Genomic DNA, 18,318 nt, shown 5'->3' with positions numbered 1-18,318 from the left:
GGCTGCGGGTGTTGGCTCGAACATGGGGGCGCGCATGCTGCGCCACAAGCCGCGTCGGGGCAAGCCGGCGCGGAGTCAGGATTTCTTTGCCGGCGCCTTGCGTCGGGCTGCCGCCACCGGCGTGAACACCGGCTTTTCCCAGCTCCCCGTCACCACGTACTGGCGCGCGACTGCCTTGCTGATCGGCTTGTTGAGTATCCCCTGCACCACCAGCCCGGCGGCGGCACCGACCGGACCGCCGGCCGCAGCACCGATCAGGGGCAGCGCCGCGCCGGCACGTGGCTGCACATCCAGACGCTGGTCGTAGTCCCTGGCACGCAGCCCGGTTCGCCCGGTGAGCACGATTTCGGCGGCCGGGCTGTCCAGATGCAGGCCGTCGGTGTAGGCGTTGCCGTCGGCGAGATTGAACTTGCCCTTGATCGAATTGAAACTCAGGCCGCTGCGAAAGAAATCGCTGAAGTCCAGACTCAGGCGGCGCGGGATTTCGGTGATCGAGAGCAGACCGAAGATGCGCCCGGCGCCGGGATGGGCGTCGGGAATGCGCCCTTCGGCAATGTCGATGTCGAGACTGCCGTCGAGATTGGCCAAGGCAAAGGCCGTGGGCGGGCCGGGCCAGCTTGCATCGATGGTGGCGCGCGTCTTGCCGCCGTCGATCAGCCCCGGATAGCCGAGCGCGTCCATCATCTGCCCAAGGCTTTGCGCCTGCAGCAGGATCTGCATGCGCGACTGGTTCGCCCCTGCAGTGCCAGACCACTCACCACTCGCCTTCATGCTCACGTTCGGCGACTGCGTTTCGATTGATTCGACGACCATGCGCGATCCGTCGGGATGGCTCTTGAAGCGTGCCCTGCCGAACATGGCTTCACCCAGACGGAAATCCTCGACCTGCAGGTCGATCGGCGGCACCGACGCGGGCGCCACCGCGGCCATCATGCTGCCGTCTGCGGCACCGGGCGGCGCATCCGGCCAATGCACGCGCGCAAGGCGGGCGACGATTCCGCGTGAGCCCGCGCCGTGCGGAAAATCGAGTTCGCCGGCAATCGCGGCCCCGTCGAGCGTGACGCGCGTGGCCGTGAGCGAATTGTCGATGTGCAAGCCAACGTCCTTGAACTGGCGCCCGCCGAGCAAGGCCTCATCGGCGCGCACATCGACCTGCGGCAACAGCAGGCCTGCACCGGTTTGACCATCGTTGAGCAGAGCAATCCAGCCACCGGCATCGAACTGGGTGATGCGGCCATCGATGAGCATGCCGGCAGCCGGCGGCGCACCCGCATCCCCGGCGCCGAAGCGCAGGCGCATTGCAAAGGCCTTGTCGTCTGCAGGCAACTGCGCACTGATCGCCAGCCGATCGAAAAGCTGCACCTGGGCAAGTTGACCCGCATAAGGCAGGTTCAAAGCGATGTGCAGCGGCCAGCTCGCAGCAGCGAGTTTGTCCAGCGGCGCCGGCAGATCGATCGCCGTGCCGATCAGATTGCTGTCGATGGCCAGTCGTACCGCCGCCTCGCCGCTGTCCAGCGGCGCGACCGAAACCAGGGCGTTCCACACCGACTCACCGCGAAGACGCGCGACCACGGGCGCCAGCACCGGCATGTCGGCAAACACTTCGGAAGCGGGAAACAGACCGGACAAGCGCGCCTCGAACACCTGCGCCGGATCGACGACGAAACTGCCGACGTCGATCGAAAGCTTGGCGCGCCGGCCACGGAAACCGACATCGAGCAGATCCGCGGCCAGACCGCTCTGGCTGAAACGCACCGAGCCGCTGACATCGACGAAATGCTGGTCGTAACGCAACTGCTCGAGCTTGCGTGCGTTGAGCACGGCGTTGCCCACAAGCGTCATCTGCTGCGTGTCGTGAACCGGCAGAACCAACTTGAAGCCGCCATCGAACTTGCCATCCACAACGAGATCCTTGAGCGGCTCGGCATAGCGCCGACCGATTGGCGTATCACGCAGGAAGTTCAGCAAATTGCCCGCGCTGCCCGCAGCCTTGACTTCGAGCTCGAGCAGGACATCGCCGAAATCGGCGATCGTTGCGCTCGCCGACTGGATCGAATTGCCCATCGTCTTGCCGGCCTGGGCATCGACCTGCATGCCGGTGTTGATGAATTGCGCCACGGCATGGATGCCCTGCGCGCGTGGCCACTGCGGGTGATAGACCAGTGTGGTGTCATCGACTTCGGCGCGGGCGATGAAATAGCCGGCCTGGTTGTGGAACGGCCAATCGGCAAGATCACCGCGGAACGCAACGCGACCATCGACGACCTTGCCGTCGACCAGGCCGCGATCGAGCCATTCCACCGCTGTTGGCGGCATCACGTTGACTGGCCAGAAGCGCTTGGCCGCAGCAACATCGGCATGCCGCGTGACTGCATACAGATCGAGGAACGGCCGCCGCCCCGCAGTGATTTCGACGCCCCCGCGCAGCTCGCCGCCAAAATCGACGGCATCGAAGGCCAGCGCATCGGTCTCGACACGCCACGCGCCGGCATCAGTGCGTCGCAGGTCGATATCGCCGCCAATCCGGGTGAACTCGAACGGCCAGCGGAACACCTTGGGCACGCTCACGCGCGCGGCTTGCTCCGGGATCTGCACCAACACCGCCTGGCCATCGCTAAATACGTCCAGGTCGAGGGCCGCAACGCCCGGCACGCTGCCTGCCGCGGCGATTTCCGCGGAGCGCACATGCAGATCCAGGTCATGGTCTTCGGCCGATCGCCATTGCAGCGTCGCCGACTCGAGCTGTCCGCGCGGATGGGCCAGGTAGAGCCACTGGCGCAGCGAATCGGGCAACGGCTGCGCGAGCATTGCCAAGGCACCCAAGGGCTCCAGCGGCAAATCGCGCGCAACCGCAATCCATTGGGGCTGGCCACCGTTGTCGCGGCGCTCGATGCGCAAACGCGCAACCGGCCCCTTGTCTTCAGCCGTGGCAATCAAGTTGGCGACGTCGAGCGTCCATCCCGCATCGCCACGTTGCCAGCGCGCAACCAGACCCAGGCGATCGAAGGCTGCTCGTGGTGCGATTTCGACCTTCGCGGCGGCCTTGAGCGGCGTTGCTGCCGCGAAACCGGCATTGCGCAGATCGATGCGTGCATGGGCACTTTCAGGCACACCACCCTTCAGGCCCAGCCACAGTTGCACGACGCCGCGTCCCCGCGTCACCTGCACGCCACCGGGTGAAAGTGTGCCAAGCAACGCCGCGAGATCGACATCGCGGCTGCCCAGGTACACGGTTCCGGAATTGGACCCCGGATCGAGATCGGCAACGAGATCGAGCATGGCCGCCTCGGCCGCGCGAGGCGCGACCCGCGCCAACACGCGCGTGCTGGCGCCGTGATTGACCAGCCGCAGCACCGGCACCACCAAATCCAGTTGCAGGCCATGCGCCGCATCTTCGATGCGCACGCGCGCCGAATTCACCTGCAAGGCACCGAGCGCGCCCATCGAAAACGACTCCGCACGAGGTTGCGTGTCGCCGAGGTCAAGCCCGTGCAAGTGCCAGGCATCGGCCTCCTTGACCAGCTGCATATCGAGGCCTTCGACATGGAACTCGGAAAAGGCACGCCCCCGGCGCAGCGGCGCGAGCAAATCGAAGCTGAGCTGCGCACTGGGAATCCTGATTGGTGCCTGCGCCGGATCGGCGCCGCCGATACGCACGTCCTTGAGATCGAGCCGCGGGCCACCGCCGACCCATCCCCCTTGAAGCTGACCAATTGTCACGCTGCGGCCAAGACGCTCGCCCAGCCAGCGCGCCACGCTCTGCGGGTGACTGGCCAGCCAGGGCATTGCCAGATGAGTGAGTCCGGCCAGCACGCCGAGCAGGATCACCACGCTCGCGACAAGGCCGAGTACGGCGAAGCGCAAGCGGCGCAGGCGTGCGCGCACCATCACGATCAGGGGCGCTCCGCAGCCGAAGCGGTCGAATCAGGCGCCACGCGGCAACACTGCCGAATCAGCTCACAGCAGCACGACATCGTACTGCTCCTGGGTGTAGTGCTCTTCGGGCTGAAAGCGGATGGTCTTGCCGATGAACTCTTCGAGTTCGGCTACCGCTGCCGAGTCTTCCTCCAGGATGCGGTTGACGATCTTGGGCGCCGCCAGCACCAGCAACTTGGCCGACTCGAACTGGCGCACCGCGCGGGTGATTTCGCGGAAAATTTCGTAGGTGATCGTCTCGGCGGTCTTGACGCTGCCGCGTCCGGAACAGGCCGGGCATGGCTCGCACAACTGCCGCTCGAGGCTTTCGGTGGTGCGCTTGCGCGTCATTTCCACCAGCCCAAGCGGCGACATTTCGTAAACCGTCGCCTTGGCGTGGTCACGCGCCATCGACTTCTGCAACTGGCGCAACACCTGACGCTGATGTTCCTCGTCAGTCATGTCGATGAAATCGATGATGATGATGCCACCGAGGTTGCGCAGCCGCAGCTGGCGCGCAGCCGCCTGCGCGGCTTCGAGATTGGTGCGGAACACCGTTTCCTCGAGATTGCGTGAGCCGAGGAAGGCGCCGGTGTTGACGTCGATGGTGGTCATTGCCTCGGTCTGGTCGACGATCAGGTAACCGCCCGACTTGAGCGGCACTTCCTTGCGCAGCGCCCTCTGAATCTCGTCCTCGATGCCATACAAATCGAAGATGGGACGCTCGCCGGGGTAATGTTCCACCCGATCGGCCAACCCGGGCATGAACTGTCCAACGAAACGCTGCGCACGCTCCAGCGTTTCACGCGAGTCAATGCGCACCTTCTCGATCGATGGCCGCATCAGGTCGCGCAGCGTGCGCAGCGGCAAGCTCAGTTCCTCGTAAATGCGCTCGCCCGCCCGCGTGCGCGCCATCGATTCCTGCACCGCGCCCCACAGCTTGCCAAGGTAGCCGATGTCGTCCTCCAAGGCCTCGCGCGTCATGCCTTCGGCATTGGTCCGCACGATGTAACCCATGCGTGCCTCGCCGACCAAATCGGCGAGCGTGTCCTTGAGCCGCGTGCGCTCGACTTCATCCTCGATGCGCACCGACACCCCGAGCGCCTTGCTGTAAGGCAGCAGCACGAGGTGGCGCGAGGGAATCGACAAGTGGGTGGTGAGGCGCGCGCCCTTGCTGCCGATCGGGTCCTTGACGACCTGAACCACGATTTCCTGACCGTCACGGACCAGTTCATTGATCGCAGGCATCGGCGCGGGCGTCGCCGCCTCACCGTTTTCCTCGGCAGGCAATTGCGGCCGGATGATGTCGGATGCATGCAGGAACGCGGCGCGTTCGAGGCCTATCTCGACAAATGCAGCCTGCATGCCGGGCATGACCCGACTCACCTTGCCGCGGTAGATGTTGCCCACGTAGCCGCGCCGGGTCGGCCGCTCGACCTGGACTTCCTGCAGCATGCCGTTCTCGACCACCGCGACGCGGGTCTCCCGTGGCGTCACGTTGATCAGGATTTCTTCGGACATGGCAAGGACTTGGCGCTGGACTCGAATGCGGTTTATAGCTTTCCGGCAGGTTGCTTGTCGAATCCATCCTGCGCCGTGCGAGGTCTTGCACTCAATCCGGCGGCATCAGGGTGAAACCCCGAAGCGCGCAAGCAACCGGGCGGTTTCACGCAGAGGCAAGCCCATGACCGAGGAATGACTGCCATCAAGGTGCCGGATGAAGGCGGCCGCACGCCCCTGTATCGCATAGGCGCCAGCCTTGCCAAACGGCTCGCCGGTGGCAACGTAGGCGGCAATCGCAGCCGGTTCGAGCGAATCGAAGCGTACCGTGGAGACCTGCAGTGCGGATTCTTCGCGGTCGGCCGCGAGCAGCCACAGCGCCGACGCCACCTGATGCGAGCGGCCCGACAGCCGCCCCAGCATTGCGATCGCAGCTACGGAATCGACTGGTTTGCCGAATACCTCGTCGTCGAGGATGACTTCGGTATCGGCACCGATCACCAGCGCGCCAGCCACACCGGCCACCTGCATCAATCCCGCGGCAGCCTTTTCGCGCGCAACCCGACGCACGTAGTCGAGCGGCGCCTCGCCGGGCGCGCGCACTTCGGCGATATCCACGTCGAGGACCTGGAAGGTCAGTCCGAGCTGGCGCAGCAAGTCTTGCCGGCGCGGGCTGCGCGAGGCAAGAAACAACCGATGGTTCATCGTTTCGGGATTGGCAGCGGCGCAGCGGCGCCGAAGCTGCCTAAGATAGCGCGCATTGCATTGCCGCCCGGCGCGCCAATGGTGCAAGGCGGCAAAGGCCACCCGCAAGCGTCGTCAGTGGCGCGGGATCTCGCACGATTCGCCGGGCTGGCGCGGATCCTCGCACTGCAGGCTCAGCAGGGCCTCACGCTGCATGCGCTCAAGCGTCTCCAGAAAGTCCGGCGAACGCGTGTCGATGTGCTCCAGGCCGAGGCTCTTGAGAATGTCGTAGCTCATGTCGGTCTCGCTCTTGCCAATCCCCCGCTTCTTCCGAAGCAATTGCCGTGCCAGCCGCAAGACGCATTCCACCGTCCCTTGGCTGCCATTGAGTGCGCGAATCTGACAGGCCCGACCCCAAGACAACACGATCGTCCCCAGCCCAGTCGCTGCAAGCTTCGAGAGGCCCGGTTCCACCGCGCGCAGGGTGAAAGCCCCGCGAAAGACGTTCCGACCAAGCTGCGCCCGTGCGAATTTCCGCCTGCTTGTGCCCACGGCCGCAAAAGCCGAAGTTTCGATGATCAAACCTTCCGAATTCCGTCTGCGCGGTGGCCGCACCGGCGTCCTGCTGATCCACGGCCTCACCGGTACGCCGACCGAGATGCGTTATGTCGGCAACTGCATGCAGCGCGCGGGGTTCAGCGTGCTCGGCGTTCATTTGGCAGGACACTGCGGCGATGTCGAGGACTTGCTCGCCACCGGCTGGCGCGACTGGGTGACCAGCGTGACCCAAGCCGCCGACCGCTTGCGCGAGGATGTCGATCATCTGTTTGTCGCCGGCCTGTCGATGGGCGCGGTGCTTGCGCTCAAGCTGGCGATCGATCGCCCGGCTCAGGTCGACGGCTTGGGCCTGTACGGCACCACCTTCTTCCATGATGGCTGGGCCACGCCACCGATCGGCCGACTTGCCTTCCTGCTGCCGCTGGCGACCCGACTCGGCTTCGGTCGCACACGCATGTCGGCCGAGGTCGAACCCTACGGGATAAAGGACGAGCGCATCCGCCAGCGCATCGTCGGCGCAATGTTGGCCGGCGACAGCGAAGCAGCCGGTCTCGCCGGTTTTCCGTGGCCGTCGCTGGCGCAGTTCCAGACGCTTTCGGCCAAGGTGCGCGCGAGCCTCGGCCGCGTGCGTGCGCCGTGCTTTGTTGCCCATTCGACCCACGACGACATCGCCTCGCTGCGCAATGTGCGCACGATCGAGCGCGGCGTGCGTGCGCCGGTGCGCAAGTTGCTGCTCGATGACAGCTATCACCTGGTCACGATCGACCGCGAGCGCGCCAAGGTGATCGACGGCACGATCGGCTTCTTCCGCGAAATCGTCGCCCAGCGCGAAGCGGCCTGGGTGCAGCACGCACCGCTTGCCATCGCCAAGTGAGTGCGCCGATCGCGCACGCTCTGGCCGCACCGCTGTGCAACCTGCTCGAACCGCGCACGCTGGTCGAACAATTCCTGCGGCATCCGCCCGACGAATTCGATGCGCTGACCACGGCCTCGGGCACGCCCGCGTTCGTCGCCCGTTTCGACCTTCTGACCACCGCCGACGCCCCCTTGCGCAAGCGCGTGCAGTCGATTCCCGGATTCGGCTGGTGGGGCCGCCTGCTGCGCCCGCGCACCTGCTTCATCGGCACCACGGTGTCCGAATACGCGCTGTTTCCAGCCACCGTCGATCCCGATGCGCTTGTGCGCGAATGGCTCGCCGACCATGCAGCCCAACCGTTTCTCATCATCAAGGACATCCCGCAGGCCTCGCCGCTGCTCGATGCCGCAAACAATGCACATGCGCAGTCGATCTGCGATGCCGCCGAGCGCGCCGGGTTCGTGCTGCTCGAAGGTCAGGCGCTGGCGTGGGTGCCGATCGACTTCGCTTCGGGCGATGAATACCTTGCACGCCTGTCGGCCTCGCGGCGCAAGGACATCCGCCGCAAGCTGCGTGCGCGTGACGGTCTGGAAATCGAAGCGATTGCGACCGGCTCGGCGTTTTTTGCCGATGCCGGCAACCGCGCGCTGTTCTTTTCCCTCTACCTTGAAGTCTTCGCGCAGAGCGAAATCCATTTCGATCGCCTCGGCAGCGTCTTCTTCGATGCCGTTCTGCAGGATGCCCGCAGTGGCGGCATCGTCTTCGTCTATCGCCGCGAGGGCCGATTGATCGGCTGGAATCTGTGTTTCGTGCAGGGCGATGCCCTGGTCGACAAGTACGTCGGCTTCAGCTATCCGGCCGCGCGCGACAACAATCTCTATTTCATCAGTTGGATGCACAATCTCCAATACGCCTGCGGCCACGGCCTGCGCCGCTACGTCGCTGGCTGGACCGATCCGCAGATCAAGGCCTACCTCGGTGCGCAGTTCACCTTCACGCGCCATGCGGTCCGGCCGCGCAGCCGCTTGCTGCGCTTCGCACTGCGCAAACTCGCGCGACATTTCGAAAGCGATCGTGCCTGGGCCGATGCCCACGGAGCCAAAGATGCCGCCGCTGATACTTGATTTCGACCGTTCGGTCGGCGCATTCGATGGCGCAATCCGGATCCACCTCGATGCCTGGCAGGAACGCATCCGCTTCGGCTGCAGCCAGCGCAAGCTGCGCACCTGCTTCGCCTACATCGCGGCGCAACTGCCGCCAACCCATGGCACGGTGATGCTCGGCAGTGGCGATTATCACCACCTGTCGTGGCCCTTGATCGAGCGCGTCACGAGCAAGCAGCCGTTCGATGTGATCGTGTTCGACAACCATCCCGACAACATGCGCTTCCCTTGGGGCATCCATTGCGGATCGTGGGTGCGGCGCGTCGCACTGTTGCCGCAAGTACGCAAGCTGCGCGTGCTCGGCATCAGCTCCGGCGATGTCGGCGCCGCGCATGCCTGGGAGAATTACCTGATGCCCCTGCGCCGCGGCAAGCTCGAATACTGGACAGTCGGCGTCGATGTCGGATGGGCACGTCGTTTCGGCCTGGGTGAGGCATTCCAGACCTTCGATTCGCCCACCGCCTTGCTCGACCGCTTTGCCGAACAACAGCGCAATGCGGCCACGCCGGTCTATCTGTCGATCGACAAGGACGTACTCAGCGCCGAAGTCGCACGCACCAACTGGGACCAGGGCCAACTGCTAGAAACCGATCTCGTGCGCGGCATCGACAGCCTCGCCGGGCGCATCATCGGCAGCGACATCACCGGCGAAGTCTCGCAATATCGCTACACGACCTGGTGGAAGCGCAAGCTCAGCGCGCTCGACGAACAACCGCAAATCGATGCCGCGCAACTGGCGCAATGGCAGGCACAACAGCACGCGCTCAACCTGCGCCTGCTGCCGAGAATTGCCGCGGCGACCCGCTGATCAGGCAGCGGCCCGCTCAAGCACCTCGACGATCCGCGCAAAACGCCCGTCATCGAGCCAGGGGCTGTTGCTTATGCTCAGCGTACGTGCCGCGAACGCGCGCGCATTGGGCACCTCATGCTCACCAACGAGCGTGCGCAGGTAGGCGTAGTCGGGCAGCGCATGGATGAACAGGCGACTCACGCCCAGGCCCGCGCCCCACAACTCGCGCAAGATCGCATCACGCCGCGCCTCGCTGGGCAGGCGCAGCATCAGGAAGGGCCAGATGCCCTGCGCGCCTTCGACATCATCGAACACCTCGATGCCATCGATTCGAATGAGACGCTGCCGGCGGCGCCGCGCCTGCGCGCTGCAAGTCTCGAGGAAGTCAGGCAGGCGCGCGAAAGCCCTGGCGGCGACCGCCTGTCGCCAGCGTCCGAGCGTGTGCAGCGGAATCGTGGAGGAAAAATCGTCTCCCACCGCGGCCACGGGATTGCCGGCACGCAAGGCGCGACGCAGGGGCATGCCATAAGCGAGCCCGAGCAGGGCCGGACGATAGACCAGGTGATAGCCCAGCAGTTGCAGGCAGCGCTTGAGCTCCCAGCCGAATCGAAACGGCGCCACCTCCCCGGCGACGCGGGCGAACTCCGCACGCAGCTCATGATCTTGGGTAACGAGGATGCCGCCTTCGAAGGTGGTCAGGCCCTTGCCGACCGCGAGGCTGAAAAACCCCGCATCGCCGGCGAGCCCGACACTGCGGCCATCGCGCCGCGCACCCAGTGCTTGCGCCGCGTCCTCGATCACATGGGCACCGACCGCACGCGCGACCGCGATGGCGGCGCCGACATCGGCGACGCGACCGCCCAGATGCGTAACCGCCACGGCGAGGGTGTCGTGATTGCACAGGCGCGCGAGCGCCTGCGCATCCATGTCGATCGAATCGGCGGCGAGATCACACACGCGCAGATGCAAACCGCAATGCGCCACGGCCAGCGCCACCAAAGGGCAGGTATAGGCCGGCACCACCACCGTGCGGCGGCCCGTGCGCCGGTGCAAGGCGGTCAAGGCGATCACCAGAGCCGCCGTGCCCGAACACGCCAATTGCACCGCATCGATGCCGATGAACTGCGCCGCACGCTGCGCCAAACCGACGCCGCGGCGCGGCCACAGATCACCGCAGTGCGGTGGCAGGCCCGCGGTTGGCGCGACTTCAGTCATCGGCTGGCGGTTTTTCCGCCTCGGTTTCGCTGATTGCCAGGCAGACGATGCCGGCGATGATGAGGGCGCTGCCGATCAGCTGCGGTGCGCCGATTCGTTCGTTGAAGATCACCACCGACAAGGCCAGAACGCTCACCACCTCAAGGTGCGAGGCAGCAAATGCCGGGCCGATCGGCGCGTGTTCCAACAAGGTCATCCAGGTGACGAAAGCACCGATGTAGCAGGCGATCGCGGCATACACCCACGGCGAGGACGCCACCCGCAGCACCCAGGCGAGATTGGTTTCGGGCGGCATCGCATGGTTGGCGGTGAGCTTGAAGCAGACCTGGGCGAAGGTGTCGAAACACACCAGCACGAGGAAGCCGATCAGGTAGAAACGACGCATGTGCTCAGCCTCCCAAACCAACCACGGCCACGCCGCTGGCAACCAACAGGATGCCCAAAGTGCGCAATGGCGAGAATTTCTCGGCAAAGAAGATCCGCCCGGCAATCATCACCGCAACGATGTTGATCGAGCCCAGCAACACGCCTTCCGACAAGGGCACCAGCGAGAGGAAGGCGAGCCAGACCAGGAATTCGCCGACATAGCAGACGATGCCGATCCAGATCCACGGTCGCCGCGCCATCGCCTTCCAACGCTCCAGTCCAGCACCCAGAGCCGGCGCCGCAGCCGCAGCCTTGAAGGAAAGCTGCCCGAAAGTGTCAAGAACTATGTTGGCAAGCCAGAGCAGGACGACGGTCGCGGGCATGGGGGCGCAGATGCTTGCAAGGACGCGCAGTATGCCCGCGCGGCGCCACGCAGGGAACGCATCGAGCCATCGCGTCAAGCTGCGCACCGCGCCCGCACAGCTTGAACAACGAGCGGCAGACGGCGATCATTCGACACTTGATGCGCGGCCAGTCCGCCCTACCCCAGCTTGCGGAGACACTTGATGGCCAGCGTCCAGGACACCGTGTTCGACATCATTGCCAAGGAAGCCAATATCGATCGGGGGCGAATCACCCCGCAGGCCACGCTCAAGGACCTGGAAATCCAGTCGCTCGATGTGGTGCAGATCATTTTCGAGATCGAAGACCACTTCAAGATCAACATGCCCGACCACGACCCGACCCTTGATACCGGATCGCTAAGTCAACTGGTCGAGGCCGTCGAGAAGCTCGTCGCCGCCAAAGACGCACCGGCTGCCTGAACCGTGCGTCCCCTGCATCGCGTCGTCATCACCGGCATCGGCGCGGTCACGCCGCTTGGCCTCAACGCCACCGACACCTGGAGCGCGCTGCGCGAAGGCCGCGTGGCGATCGGACCGCTCGAAAGCTTTCCACGCGAGGGCCTGCGCTACGGCATTGCCGCCGAAGTCCGCGGCTTCGATCCGGCAGCACATTTCGATGACAAGAAGCTGGTTCAATACGACCGCTTCACCCAGTTTGCGCTGGTCGCCGCCCGCGAAGCGATCAAGCAAGCGGGCATCGATTTCGCAGCCGATGGCCTGGGTGAAGACACCGCCGTCATCATCGGTACCGGCGTAGGTGGCGAGCAAACCCATGATGAAGCTTCGCGCCGCCTGTACGGCGACAACAACCCGCGCCTGCATCCGCTCACGATCGTGCGCCTGATCACCAACGCGGCCACCAGCCACATCTGCATCGAGCACGGCCTCAACGGCCCGGCCTTCGCGACCTCGAGCGCCTGCGCGTCGGCCAATCACGCGCTAGCGCAGGCCTTTGCGATGGTTCGCAGCGGCATGGTCGGTGCTGCAGTCGCCGGCGGCAGCGAAGCCTGCATCACGCGCGGCGTGGTGCGTGCCTGGGAAGCGATGCGGGTGATGGCCGACGACACCTGTCGGCCATTCAGCAAGCAGCGCCGCGGGATGGTTCTGGGCGAGGGCGCCGGCGTATTCGTGCTGGAAACGCTCGAAAGCGCACAACGGCGTGGCGCAACCATCCTCGCCGAATTGGCTGGCGCCGGCATGTCCGCCGACGCCAGCGACATCGTGTTTCCCTCGCAGGTTGGCGCTGCGCGCGCGATCACGCGCGCGCTCGCCGACGCCAGGCTCGCGCCTGAGGACATCGACTACATCAACGCGCATGGCACCGCCACGCCGGCCAACGATCCGACCGAGACCAAGGCGATTCGCCAGGTATTCGGCGCCCATGCCGACCAGCTCATGGTCAGCTCGACCAAGTCGATGCACGGGCATGCCCTCGGCGCTGCCGGCGCGATCGAACTCGTGGCGACGATCGGCGCCCTGCGCGATGGCGTGGTGCCGCCGACGATGAACTTCATCGATCCCGACCCCGAGTGCGATCTCGACTACGTGCCCAATGCCGCACGTGAACGCCCGGTTCGCGCCGCCTTGAGCAATTCACTGGCCTTCGGTGGCCTCAACGCGGTACTGGCCCTGCGTCCGGCTCCTTGAGCGCTCGCGGCAAGGATCGATTGCGCCGTCGATCGCGCAGCGATTGCGCCGATTTCGCAAACGACTGCCTGCCGCGCACCGACGCCTGCCGGCATTAGGCCATGCCTTCGCGTCATGGCCGCGAGACGGCGTGCGCCTTACACTGCATTTTTTGCCGCCGCCACGCTCATGTCATTCAGTCACCTGCGACGCCTCGAAGCCGAGAGCATCGACATTTTCCGCGAGGCAGTTGCCGAGTCAGAACGCCCGGTCATGCTCTACTCGATCGGCAAGGACAGCTCGGTCCTGCTGCATCTCGCGCGCAAGGCCTTCCACCCGGCACGCCTGCCGTTTCCGCTGCTGCATGTCGACACCACCTGGAAATTCCGCGCGATGTACGAGATGCGCGACCGCTTGGCGCGTGAAGGCTGCTTCGAGCTGATCGTGTTCCGCAATCCCGAAGCCGAGCGTCTGGGCATCAACCCGATCGAGCACGGTTCGGCGCGTCACACCGATCTGTGGAAAACGCAGGGGCTCAAGCTCGCGCTCGATCATTACCGCTTCGATCTCGCCTTCGGCGGTGCGCGGCGTGACGAGGAAAAGTCGCGCGCGAAAGAACGCGTGTTCTCTTTCCGCAACGCACAGCATGGCTGGGACCCGAAGAACCAGCGCCCCGAGCTGTGGCGCCTGTACAACGCGCGCAAGAACCCCGGCGAGAGCATCCGCGTGTTTCCGCTGTCGAACTGGACCGAACTCGACGTGTGGCAGTACATCCGCGCCGAGAACATCGAAGTCGTGCCCTTGTATTTTGCCGCCACGCGCCCGGTAGTCGAGCGCGACGGCGCGCTGATCATGGTCGACGACGCGCGCTTGCCGCTGCACAAGGGCGAACAGGTGCAGCAACGTCGCGTGCGCTTTCGCACGCTCGGTTGCTATCCGCTCACCGGCGCGATCGAGTCCGATGCCGACACGCTCGACGCGATCATCACCGAAATGGAACACGCACACACCAGCGAACGCCAGGGCCGCATCATCGATCGCGATGGCGGCAGCTCGATGGAACGGAAGAAGGCGGAAGGTTATTTCTGATGAGCACGCAAACCGCCAGCACCCAATCCAGCGATCTGCTGCGCTTCATCACCTGTGGCAGTGTCGATGACGGCAAGAGCACCCTGATCGGGCGCCTGCTGCACGCGGCCCATGCCCTGCCCGACGATCAGCTCAGCGCGCTCGCCGACGAGTCACGTCGTTTCGGCACCCAGGGCGACCAGCTCGATTTCGCCCTGCTCGTCGATGGCCTGTCGGCCGAGCGCGAACAAGGCATCACCATCGACGTCGCCTACCGCTTTTTCGCCACGCCGCGACGCAAGTTCATCGTCGCCGACACCCCCGGCCACGAGCAGTACACGCGCAACATGGCCACCGGCGCATCCACCGCGGACCTCGCGGTCATCCTCATCGATGCACGCAAGGGCGTGCTCACGCAGACACGCCGCCACAGTCATCTGGTGTCCTTGCTGGGCATCAAACAGGTCGTGCTCGCGGTCAACAAACTCGACCTCGTCGACTGGTCACGCGAGCGTTTCGAGGAGATCGAGCGCGACTACCGCGAGTTCGCCCAGCGCCTGGACTTCGAGCACATCGTCGCGATTCCGCTCAGCGCCCTGCATGGCGACAACATCGCCCAGCGCAGCCAGCACACACCCTGGCATGCGGGGCCGAGCCTGCTCGAACATCTGGAGTCGATCGAAATTTCCACCGCCGATGCCAGCGGCCCACTGCGCCTGCCGGTGCAGTGGGTGTGCCGACCGGATCTGGATTTCCGCGGCTATGCCGGCCGCATCCTCGGCGGCAGCGTGCGCCCCGGCGATGCGGTTCGCATCCTGCCTTCGGGCCGGCAGACGCGCATCGCGCGCATCGTCGGCTACGCGGGAGACCTCGCCGAGGCGACGCGGGGCGATTCGGTGATGCTCACGCTCGAGGACGAAGTCGACGCCAGTCGTGGCGACGTGATCTGCGCCGCCGCCGAGCCGGCCAGTGTCGCCGACCAATTCGAAACCACGCTGGTGTGGATGGACGATGCGGCGATGCTGCCAGGCCGGTCGTATCTGCTCAAGCTCGGCGCCGCCACCGTCGGCGCCTCGTTCAGCCAACCCAAGTACGCGATCGACGTCAACAGCTTCGACAAGCTCGCCGCGCGCACGCTCGAGCTCAACGGGATCGGCGTCGTCAATGTCTCGCTCGATCGCGCCGTGCCCTTCGATGCCTATGCCGACAACCGCGACATGGGCAGCTTCATCGTCATCGATCGCTACAGCAACCAGACGGTCGGCGCCGGCCTCATCCACTTCGCCCTGCGCCGCTCGCAGAACATCCACTGGCAGGCGGTCGACGTCGACAAGCAGGCGCGCGTGCGCCAGAACGGCCACCGCCCCTGCGTGCTGTGGCTGACGGGTCTTTCCGGCAGCGGCAAGTCGACGATCGCCAACATCGTCGAACGCCAGTTGCATGCCCTCGGTGTGCGCACCTACCTGCTCGATGGCGACAACATCCGCCACGGCTTGAGCAAGGACCTGGGCTTCACCGATGCCGATCGCGTCGAGAACATCCGCCGCGTCGGCGAAGTCGCGCGCCTCATGGTCGATGCCGGTCTGGTCGTGCTCACCGCCTTCATCTCGCCGTTCCGCTCCGAGCGTGCCCTCGCGCGCAGCATGGTCGGCAGCGAGGAATTCCTCGAGGTCTTCGTCGACACGCCATTGGCGGTGGTCGAGGCGCGCGATCCCAAGGGCCTGTACCGCAAGGCCCGGCGAGGCGAACTGAGCAATTTCACCGGCATCGATTCGCCCTACGAGGCGCCGGCCACACCCGAACTGCACATCGACACCACCCGGCAGACCCCCGAACAGGCGGCCAGCCGCATTGTCGATGCCCTGTTCGAACGCGGCATCGTGCAGCGTCACGCCTGAAACCCCGTCCACATCCGGCTGCCGGCGTTGGCACGTCGGCAGGTTCCGGCCGCAACGGCCGGGCCGCGGCGACCACGACTTCCGGCGCAGGCCACGCGCGCACGATCGCGCTATCGTCGGCAGCGCAACGCGTGCATCCGCCGCCGGGGAATCCTGCCATGAAGAACCGCTTTCATCTCGTCCTGCTTGCCGCCTTGCTCGCAGGCCCGGCCTTGGCTGCGCCCGCGCAGCAGGCCTCGCGCGTGCTTACCGGCGCCGATCTGTTCAATCTCGAGGCGGCCAGCGATCCGCGGATTTCCCCCGACGGCAAGAGCGTCGTCTACGTGCGGCGCAGCAACGACATCATGACCGATCGCGCGCGCAGCAGTCTGTGGACGATCGATGTCGCCAGCGGCGCGCAGATGCCGCTGGCAGCAGGCGCGGGCTCGCACAGCCAGCCGCGCTGGTCCCCCGATGGCAGCCGCATCGCCTATCTGTCCAATGCCGAAGACAAGGCCGGCGCGCAGCTGTTCGTGCGCTGGATGAAGACCGGCGCAACCGCGCGCATCACCAGCCTGCCGAACACGCCGTCCGGAATCAGTTGGTCGCCCGATGGCAGCCGCATCGCGTTTTCGATGTTCGTGCCCGACGAAGGCCCGCAACTGGGCAAGGCGCCGACCAAACCGGACGGCGCACACTGGGCCGAACCCTTGCAGGTCATCGACAAGGTGGTCTACCGCACCGACGAAGGCGGCTATTCCAAACCCGGCTACCGGCAGATCTTCTGGGTCGCCGCCGATGGCGGGGCGCCAGTGCAGCTCACCTTCGGCGCGCACAATGCCGGCGGATCACTGGCGTGGTCGCATGACGGCCGCGCCCTGCTGTTCAGCGCCAACCTCACGCCAGACTGGCAACGCGACATGGTCAACAGCGAGATTCACGAGGTCTCGCTCGACACCCACGCAGTACGCACGCTCACGCGACGCAACGGACCCGACAACGGCCCGGTGGTCTCGCCCGATGGCACGCTCATCGCCTACGTCGGCTTCGATGATCATTTCCGCAGCTATCAGAACCTCGAATTGTCGGTCATGAAGCGCGATGGCAGCGATCCGCGTGTGCTCACCGCCAAACTCGACCGCAACGTCGAATCGCCGACGTGGAGCGCCGATGGCCGCGCGCTCTATGTGGGCTACGGCGAAGGCGGCGGCATGCGCGTGGCGCGCATCGGCCTCGACGGCAAGCTCGGTACAGTCGCCGACAACCTCGTCGGCAGCGAACTCGACCGCCCCTACAGCGGCGGCGAATTCAGCCTCGCGCGTGACGGCACGATCGCCTACACAGGGGGCGATGCCCTGCATCCGGCCGATGTCTGGATCGCGCGTAACGGCAAGACGCGCCAGCTCACCCATCTCAACCAGACCCTGCTCTCGACCAAAGCCCTCGGCAAGACGGAAAAGCTCGCCGTGACCGCCTTCGACGGTCTGCCGATTGATGCCTGGATCGTCACGCCGCCCGACTTCGATGCGACGAAGAAATACCCCTTGATCCTCGAAATCCACGGCGGCCCGTTCGCCGCCTACGGTCCTTCGTTCGCCACCGACTACCAGCTCTACGCCGCAGCCGGCTACGTCGTCGTCTATGCCAATCCGCGCGGCTCGACCGGTTATGGCGAGAGCTTCGCCAACAAGATCGACAAGGATTACCCGAGCCACGACTACGACGACCTCATGAGCGCGGTCGACGCGGCGATCGCCAAGGGTTTCGTCGACAAGGATGAACTGTTCGTCACCGGCGGGTCGGGCGGCGGCGTGCTCACGGCCTGGATCGTCGGCAAGACCGATCGGTTCCGCGCCGCGGCCTCGCAGAAGCCCGTGATCAACTGGACCAGCTTCGTGCTCACCGCCGACATGACGCCCTACTTCGCGCGTTACTGGTTTGGCAAGTTCCCGTGGGAAGACATCAACAGCTATTGGTCCCACTCGCCGCTGTCCCTGGTCGGCAACGTCAAGACGCCGACACTCGTGATCGTCGGCAGCGAGGACCACCGCACGCCCGACAGCGAATCGGAGCAGTACTACGAAGCCCTGCAACTGCGCGGAATACCGACCGCCTTGATCAAGGTGCCCGGCGCCAACCACGGCGGCCTCGCCGAGCGGCCCTCGCAGTCAGCCGCCAAGGCCGCAGCGATCCTTGCCTGGTTCGAGCGCTATCGCAAGACGCCTGCGGGCGGCTGAGGCAGGTCTTGAACGCCCTCTCCCTTCGGTGAGGGCATGACCCGAAGGGAGGCAGGCAA

The 18,318-nt window shown here is 65.5% G+C and carries 15 protein-coding genes; 8 read left to right on the top strand and 7 right to left on the bottom strand.

Annotated features, from left to right (window positions below; genetic code table 11):
• Window positions 1-75 precede the first annotated feature (75 nt).
• The 4 genes from KF759_RS03050 to KF759_RS03035 all read right to left on the bottom strand — a co-directional run bounded on the left by KF759_RS03050 (window position 76) and on the right by KF759_RS03035 (window position 6,681).
• On the bottom strand, window positions 76-3,888 hold the full coding sequence (locus KF759_RS03050; RefSeq protein WP_291222926.1) for a YhdP family protein: 3,813 nt from the start codon (window positions 3,886-3,888) through the stop codon (window positions 76-78).
• Window positions 3,889-3,957: 69 nt separating this feature from the next.
• The gene (rng, locus tag KF759_RS03045; RefSeq protein ID WP_291222925.1) at window positions 3,958-5,436 is read right to left on the bottom strand and encodes a ribonuclease G; all 1,479 of its coding nucleotides are present in this window, start codon (window positions 5,434-5,436) and stop codon (window positions 3,958-3,960) included.
• A 105-nt stretch (window positions 5,437-5,541) separates the two neighbouring features.
• The gene (locus KF759_RS03040) at window positions 5,542-6,120 is read right to left on the bottom strand and encodes a Maf family protein (RefSeq protein ID WP_291222924.1); all 579 of its coding nucleotides are present in this window, start codon (window positions 6,118-6,120) and stop codon (window positions 5,542-5,544) included.
• A gap of 114 nt (window positions 6,121-6,234) precedes the next feature.
• The gene (locus KF759_RS03035) at window positions 6,235-6,681 is read right to left on the bottom strand and encodes a hypothetical protein (protein WP_291222923.1); all 447 of its coding nucleotides are present in this window, start codon (window positions 6,679-6,681) and stop codon (window positions 6,235-6,237) included.
• On the opposite strand from KF759_RS03035, the gene KF759_RS03030 reads away from it, so the two are divergent.
• The 3 genes from KF759_RS03030 to KF759_RS03020 are packed head-to-tail and all read left to right on the top strand — an operon-like array spanning window position 6,674 to window position 9,484.
• Window positions 6,674-7,531 carry an alpha/beta fold hydrolase gene (locus KF759_RS03030; RefSeq protein WP_291222922.1) on the top strand — a complete coding sequence of 286 codons (858 nt, stop codon included), beginning with the start codon at window positions 6,674-6,676 and terminating at the stop codon, window positions 7,529-7,531. The two genes, KF759_RS03035 and KF759_RS03030, sit on opposite strands and share 8 nt — an antisense overlap.
• Window positions 7,528-8,637, top strand: a complete 1,110-nt coding sequence (locus tag KF759_RS03025; protein ID WP_291222921.1) for a GNAT family N-acetyltransferase — start codon at window positions 7,528-7,530, stop codon at window positions 8,635-8,637. The genes KF759_RS03030 and KF759_RS03025 overlap by 4 nt, the downstream gene beginning before the upstream one ends.
• Window positions 8,618-9,484 carry an arginase family protein gene (locus tag KF759_RS03020; RefSeq protein WP_291222920.1) on the top strand — a complete coding sequence of 289 codons (867 nt, stop codon included), beginning with the start codon at window positions 8,618-8,620 and terminating at the stop codon, window positions 9,482-9,484. Before KF759_RS03025 ends, KF759_RS03020 begins: the two co-directional genes overlap by 20 nt.
• On the opposite strand, the gene KF759_RS03015 is transcribed toward KF759_RS03020, so the two are convergent.
• Genes KF759_RS03015 through KF759_RS03005 form a run of 3 tightly spaced genes read right to left on the bottom strand, consistent with a single transcriptional unit; the run spans window position 9,485 to window position 11,430 of the window.
• Window positions 9,485-10,681 carry a DegT/DnrJ/EryC1/StrS family aminotransferase gene (locus tag KF759_RS03015; protein WP_291222919.1) on the bottom strand — a complete coding sequence of 399 codons (1,197 nt, stop codon included), beginning with the start codon at window positions 10,679-10,681 and terminating at the stop codon, window positions 9,485-9,487.
• Window positions 10,674-11,066: an EamA family transporter gene (locus KF759_RS03010; RefSeq protein WP_291222918.1), complete on the bottom strand. Its 393-nt coding sequence runs from the start codon at window positions 11,064-11,066 to the stop codon at window positions 10,674-10,676. Before KF759_RS03010 ends, KF759_RS03015 begins: the two co-directional genes overlap by 8 nt.
• Window positions 11,067-11,070: 4 nt before the next feature.
• Entirely contained in the window at window positions 11,071-11,430 is a 360-nt protein-coding gene (locus tag KF759_RS03005) for an EamA family transporter (protein ID WP_291222917.1), read from the bottom strand.
• A gap of 183 nt (window positions 11,431-11,613) precedes the next feature.
• Between KF759_RS03005 and KF759_RS03000 the strand changes: the two genes are divergently transcribed.
• From KF759_RS03000 to KF759_RS02980, 5 genes are all read left to right on the top strand, one after another.
• Window positions 11,614-11,871, top strand: a complete 258-nt coding sequence (locus tag KF759_RS03000) for a phosphopantetheine-binding protein (RefSeq protein WP_291222916.1) — start codon at window positions 11,614-11,616, stop codon at window positions 11,869-11,871.
• A gap of 3 nt (window positions 11,872-11,874) precedes the next feature.
• On the top strand, window positions 11,875-13,098 hold the full coding sequence (locus KF759_RS02995) for a beta-ketoacyl-[acyl-carrier-protein] synthase family protein (RefSeq protein WP_291222915.1): 1,224 nt from the start codon (window positions 11,875-11,877) through the stop codon (window positions 13,096-13,098).
• A gap of 168 nt (window positions 13,099-13,266) precedes the next feature.
• On the top strand, window positions 13,267-14,166 hold the full coding sequence (gene cysD / locus KF759_RS02990; RefSeq protein WP_291222914.1) for a sulfate adenylyltransferase subunit CysD: 900 nt from the start codon (window positions 13,267-13,269) through the stop codon (window positions 14,164-14,166).
• Window positions 14,166-16,043 (top strand): sulfate adenylyltransferase subunit CysN, encoded by a 1,878-nt coding sequence (gene cysN, locus KF759_RS02985; protein ID WP_291222913.1) that lies wholly within the window; start codon window positions 14,166-14,168, stop codon window positions 16,041-16,043. The genes cysD and cysN overlap by 1 nt, the downstream gene beginning before the upstream one ends.
• 158 nt (window positions 16,044-16,201) lie before the next feature.
• A complete protein-coding gene (locus KF759_RS02980) occupies window positions 16,202-18,259 on the top strand; it encodes a S9 family peptidase (protein ID WP_291222912.1) in 2,058 nt (685 codons plus the stop codon).
• Window positions 18,260-18,318: the final 59 nt, after the last annotated feature.

The organism is Dokdonella sp. (assembly GCF_019634815.1).
In the GTDB taxonomy this organism is placed as follows: Bacteria; Pseudomonadota; Gammaproteobacteria; order Xanthomonadales; family Rhodanobacteraceae; genus Dokdonella_A.
The sequence above is the reverse complement of the archived record's forward strand: the minus strand, read 5'-3'. Positions and strand labels throughout refer to the sequence as shown.

Excerpts from the sequence above, each read along its gene's own strand:
- KF759_RS03050 (WP_291222926.1), bottom strand. The coding sequence starts at position 3,888 with ATGGTGCGCGCACGCCTGCGCCGCTTGCGCTTCGCCGTACTCGGCCTT.
- rng (WP_291222925.1), bottom strand. The coding sequence starts at position 5,436 with ATGTCCGAAGAAATCCTGATCAACGTGACGCCACGGGAGACCCGCGTC.
- KF759_RS03040 (WP_291222924.1), bottom strand. The coding sequence starts at position 6,120 with ATGAACCATCGGTTGTTTCTTGCCTCGCGCAGCCCGCGCCGGCAAGAC.
- KF759_RS03030 (WP_291222922.1), top strand. The coding sequence starts at position 6,674 with ATGATCAAACCTTCCGAATTCCGTCTGCGCGGTGGCCGCACCGGCGTC.
- KF759_RS03020 (WP_291222920.1), top strand. The coding sequence starts at position 8,618 with ATGCCGCCGCTGATACTTGATTTCGACCGTTCGGTCGGCGCATTCGAT.
- KF759_RS03015 (WP_291222919.1), bottom strand. The coding sequence starts at position 10,681 with ATGACTGAAGTCGCGCCAACCGCGGGCCTGCCACCGCACTGCGGTGAT.
- KF759_RS03010 (WP_291222918.1), bottom strand. The coding sequence starts at position 11,066 with ATGCGTCGTTTCTACCTGATCGGCTTCCTCGTGCTGGTGTGTTTCGAC.
- KF759_RS03005 (WP_291222917.1), bottom strand. The coding sequence starts at position 11,430 with ATGCCCGCGACCGTCGTCCTGCTCTGGCTTGCCAACATAGTTCTTGAC.
- KF759_RS03000 (WP_291222916.1), top strand. The coding sequence starts at position 11,614 with ATGGCCAGCGTCCAGGACACCGTGTTCGACATCATTGCCAAGGAAGCC.
- cysD (WP_291222914.1), top strand. The coding sequence starts at position 13,267 with ATGTCATTCAGTCACCTGCGACGCCTCGAAGCCGAGAGCATCGACATT.
- cysN (WP_291222913.1), top strand. The coding sequence starts at position 14,166 with ATGAGCACGCAAACCGCCAGCACCCAATCCAGCGATCTGCTGCGCTTC.
- KF759_RS02980 (WP_291222912.1), top strand. The coding sequence starts at position 16,202 with ATGAAGAACCGCTTTCATCTCGTCCTGCTTGCCGCCTTGCTCGCAGGC.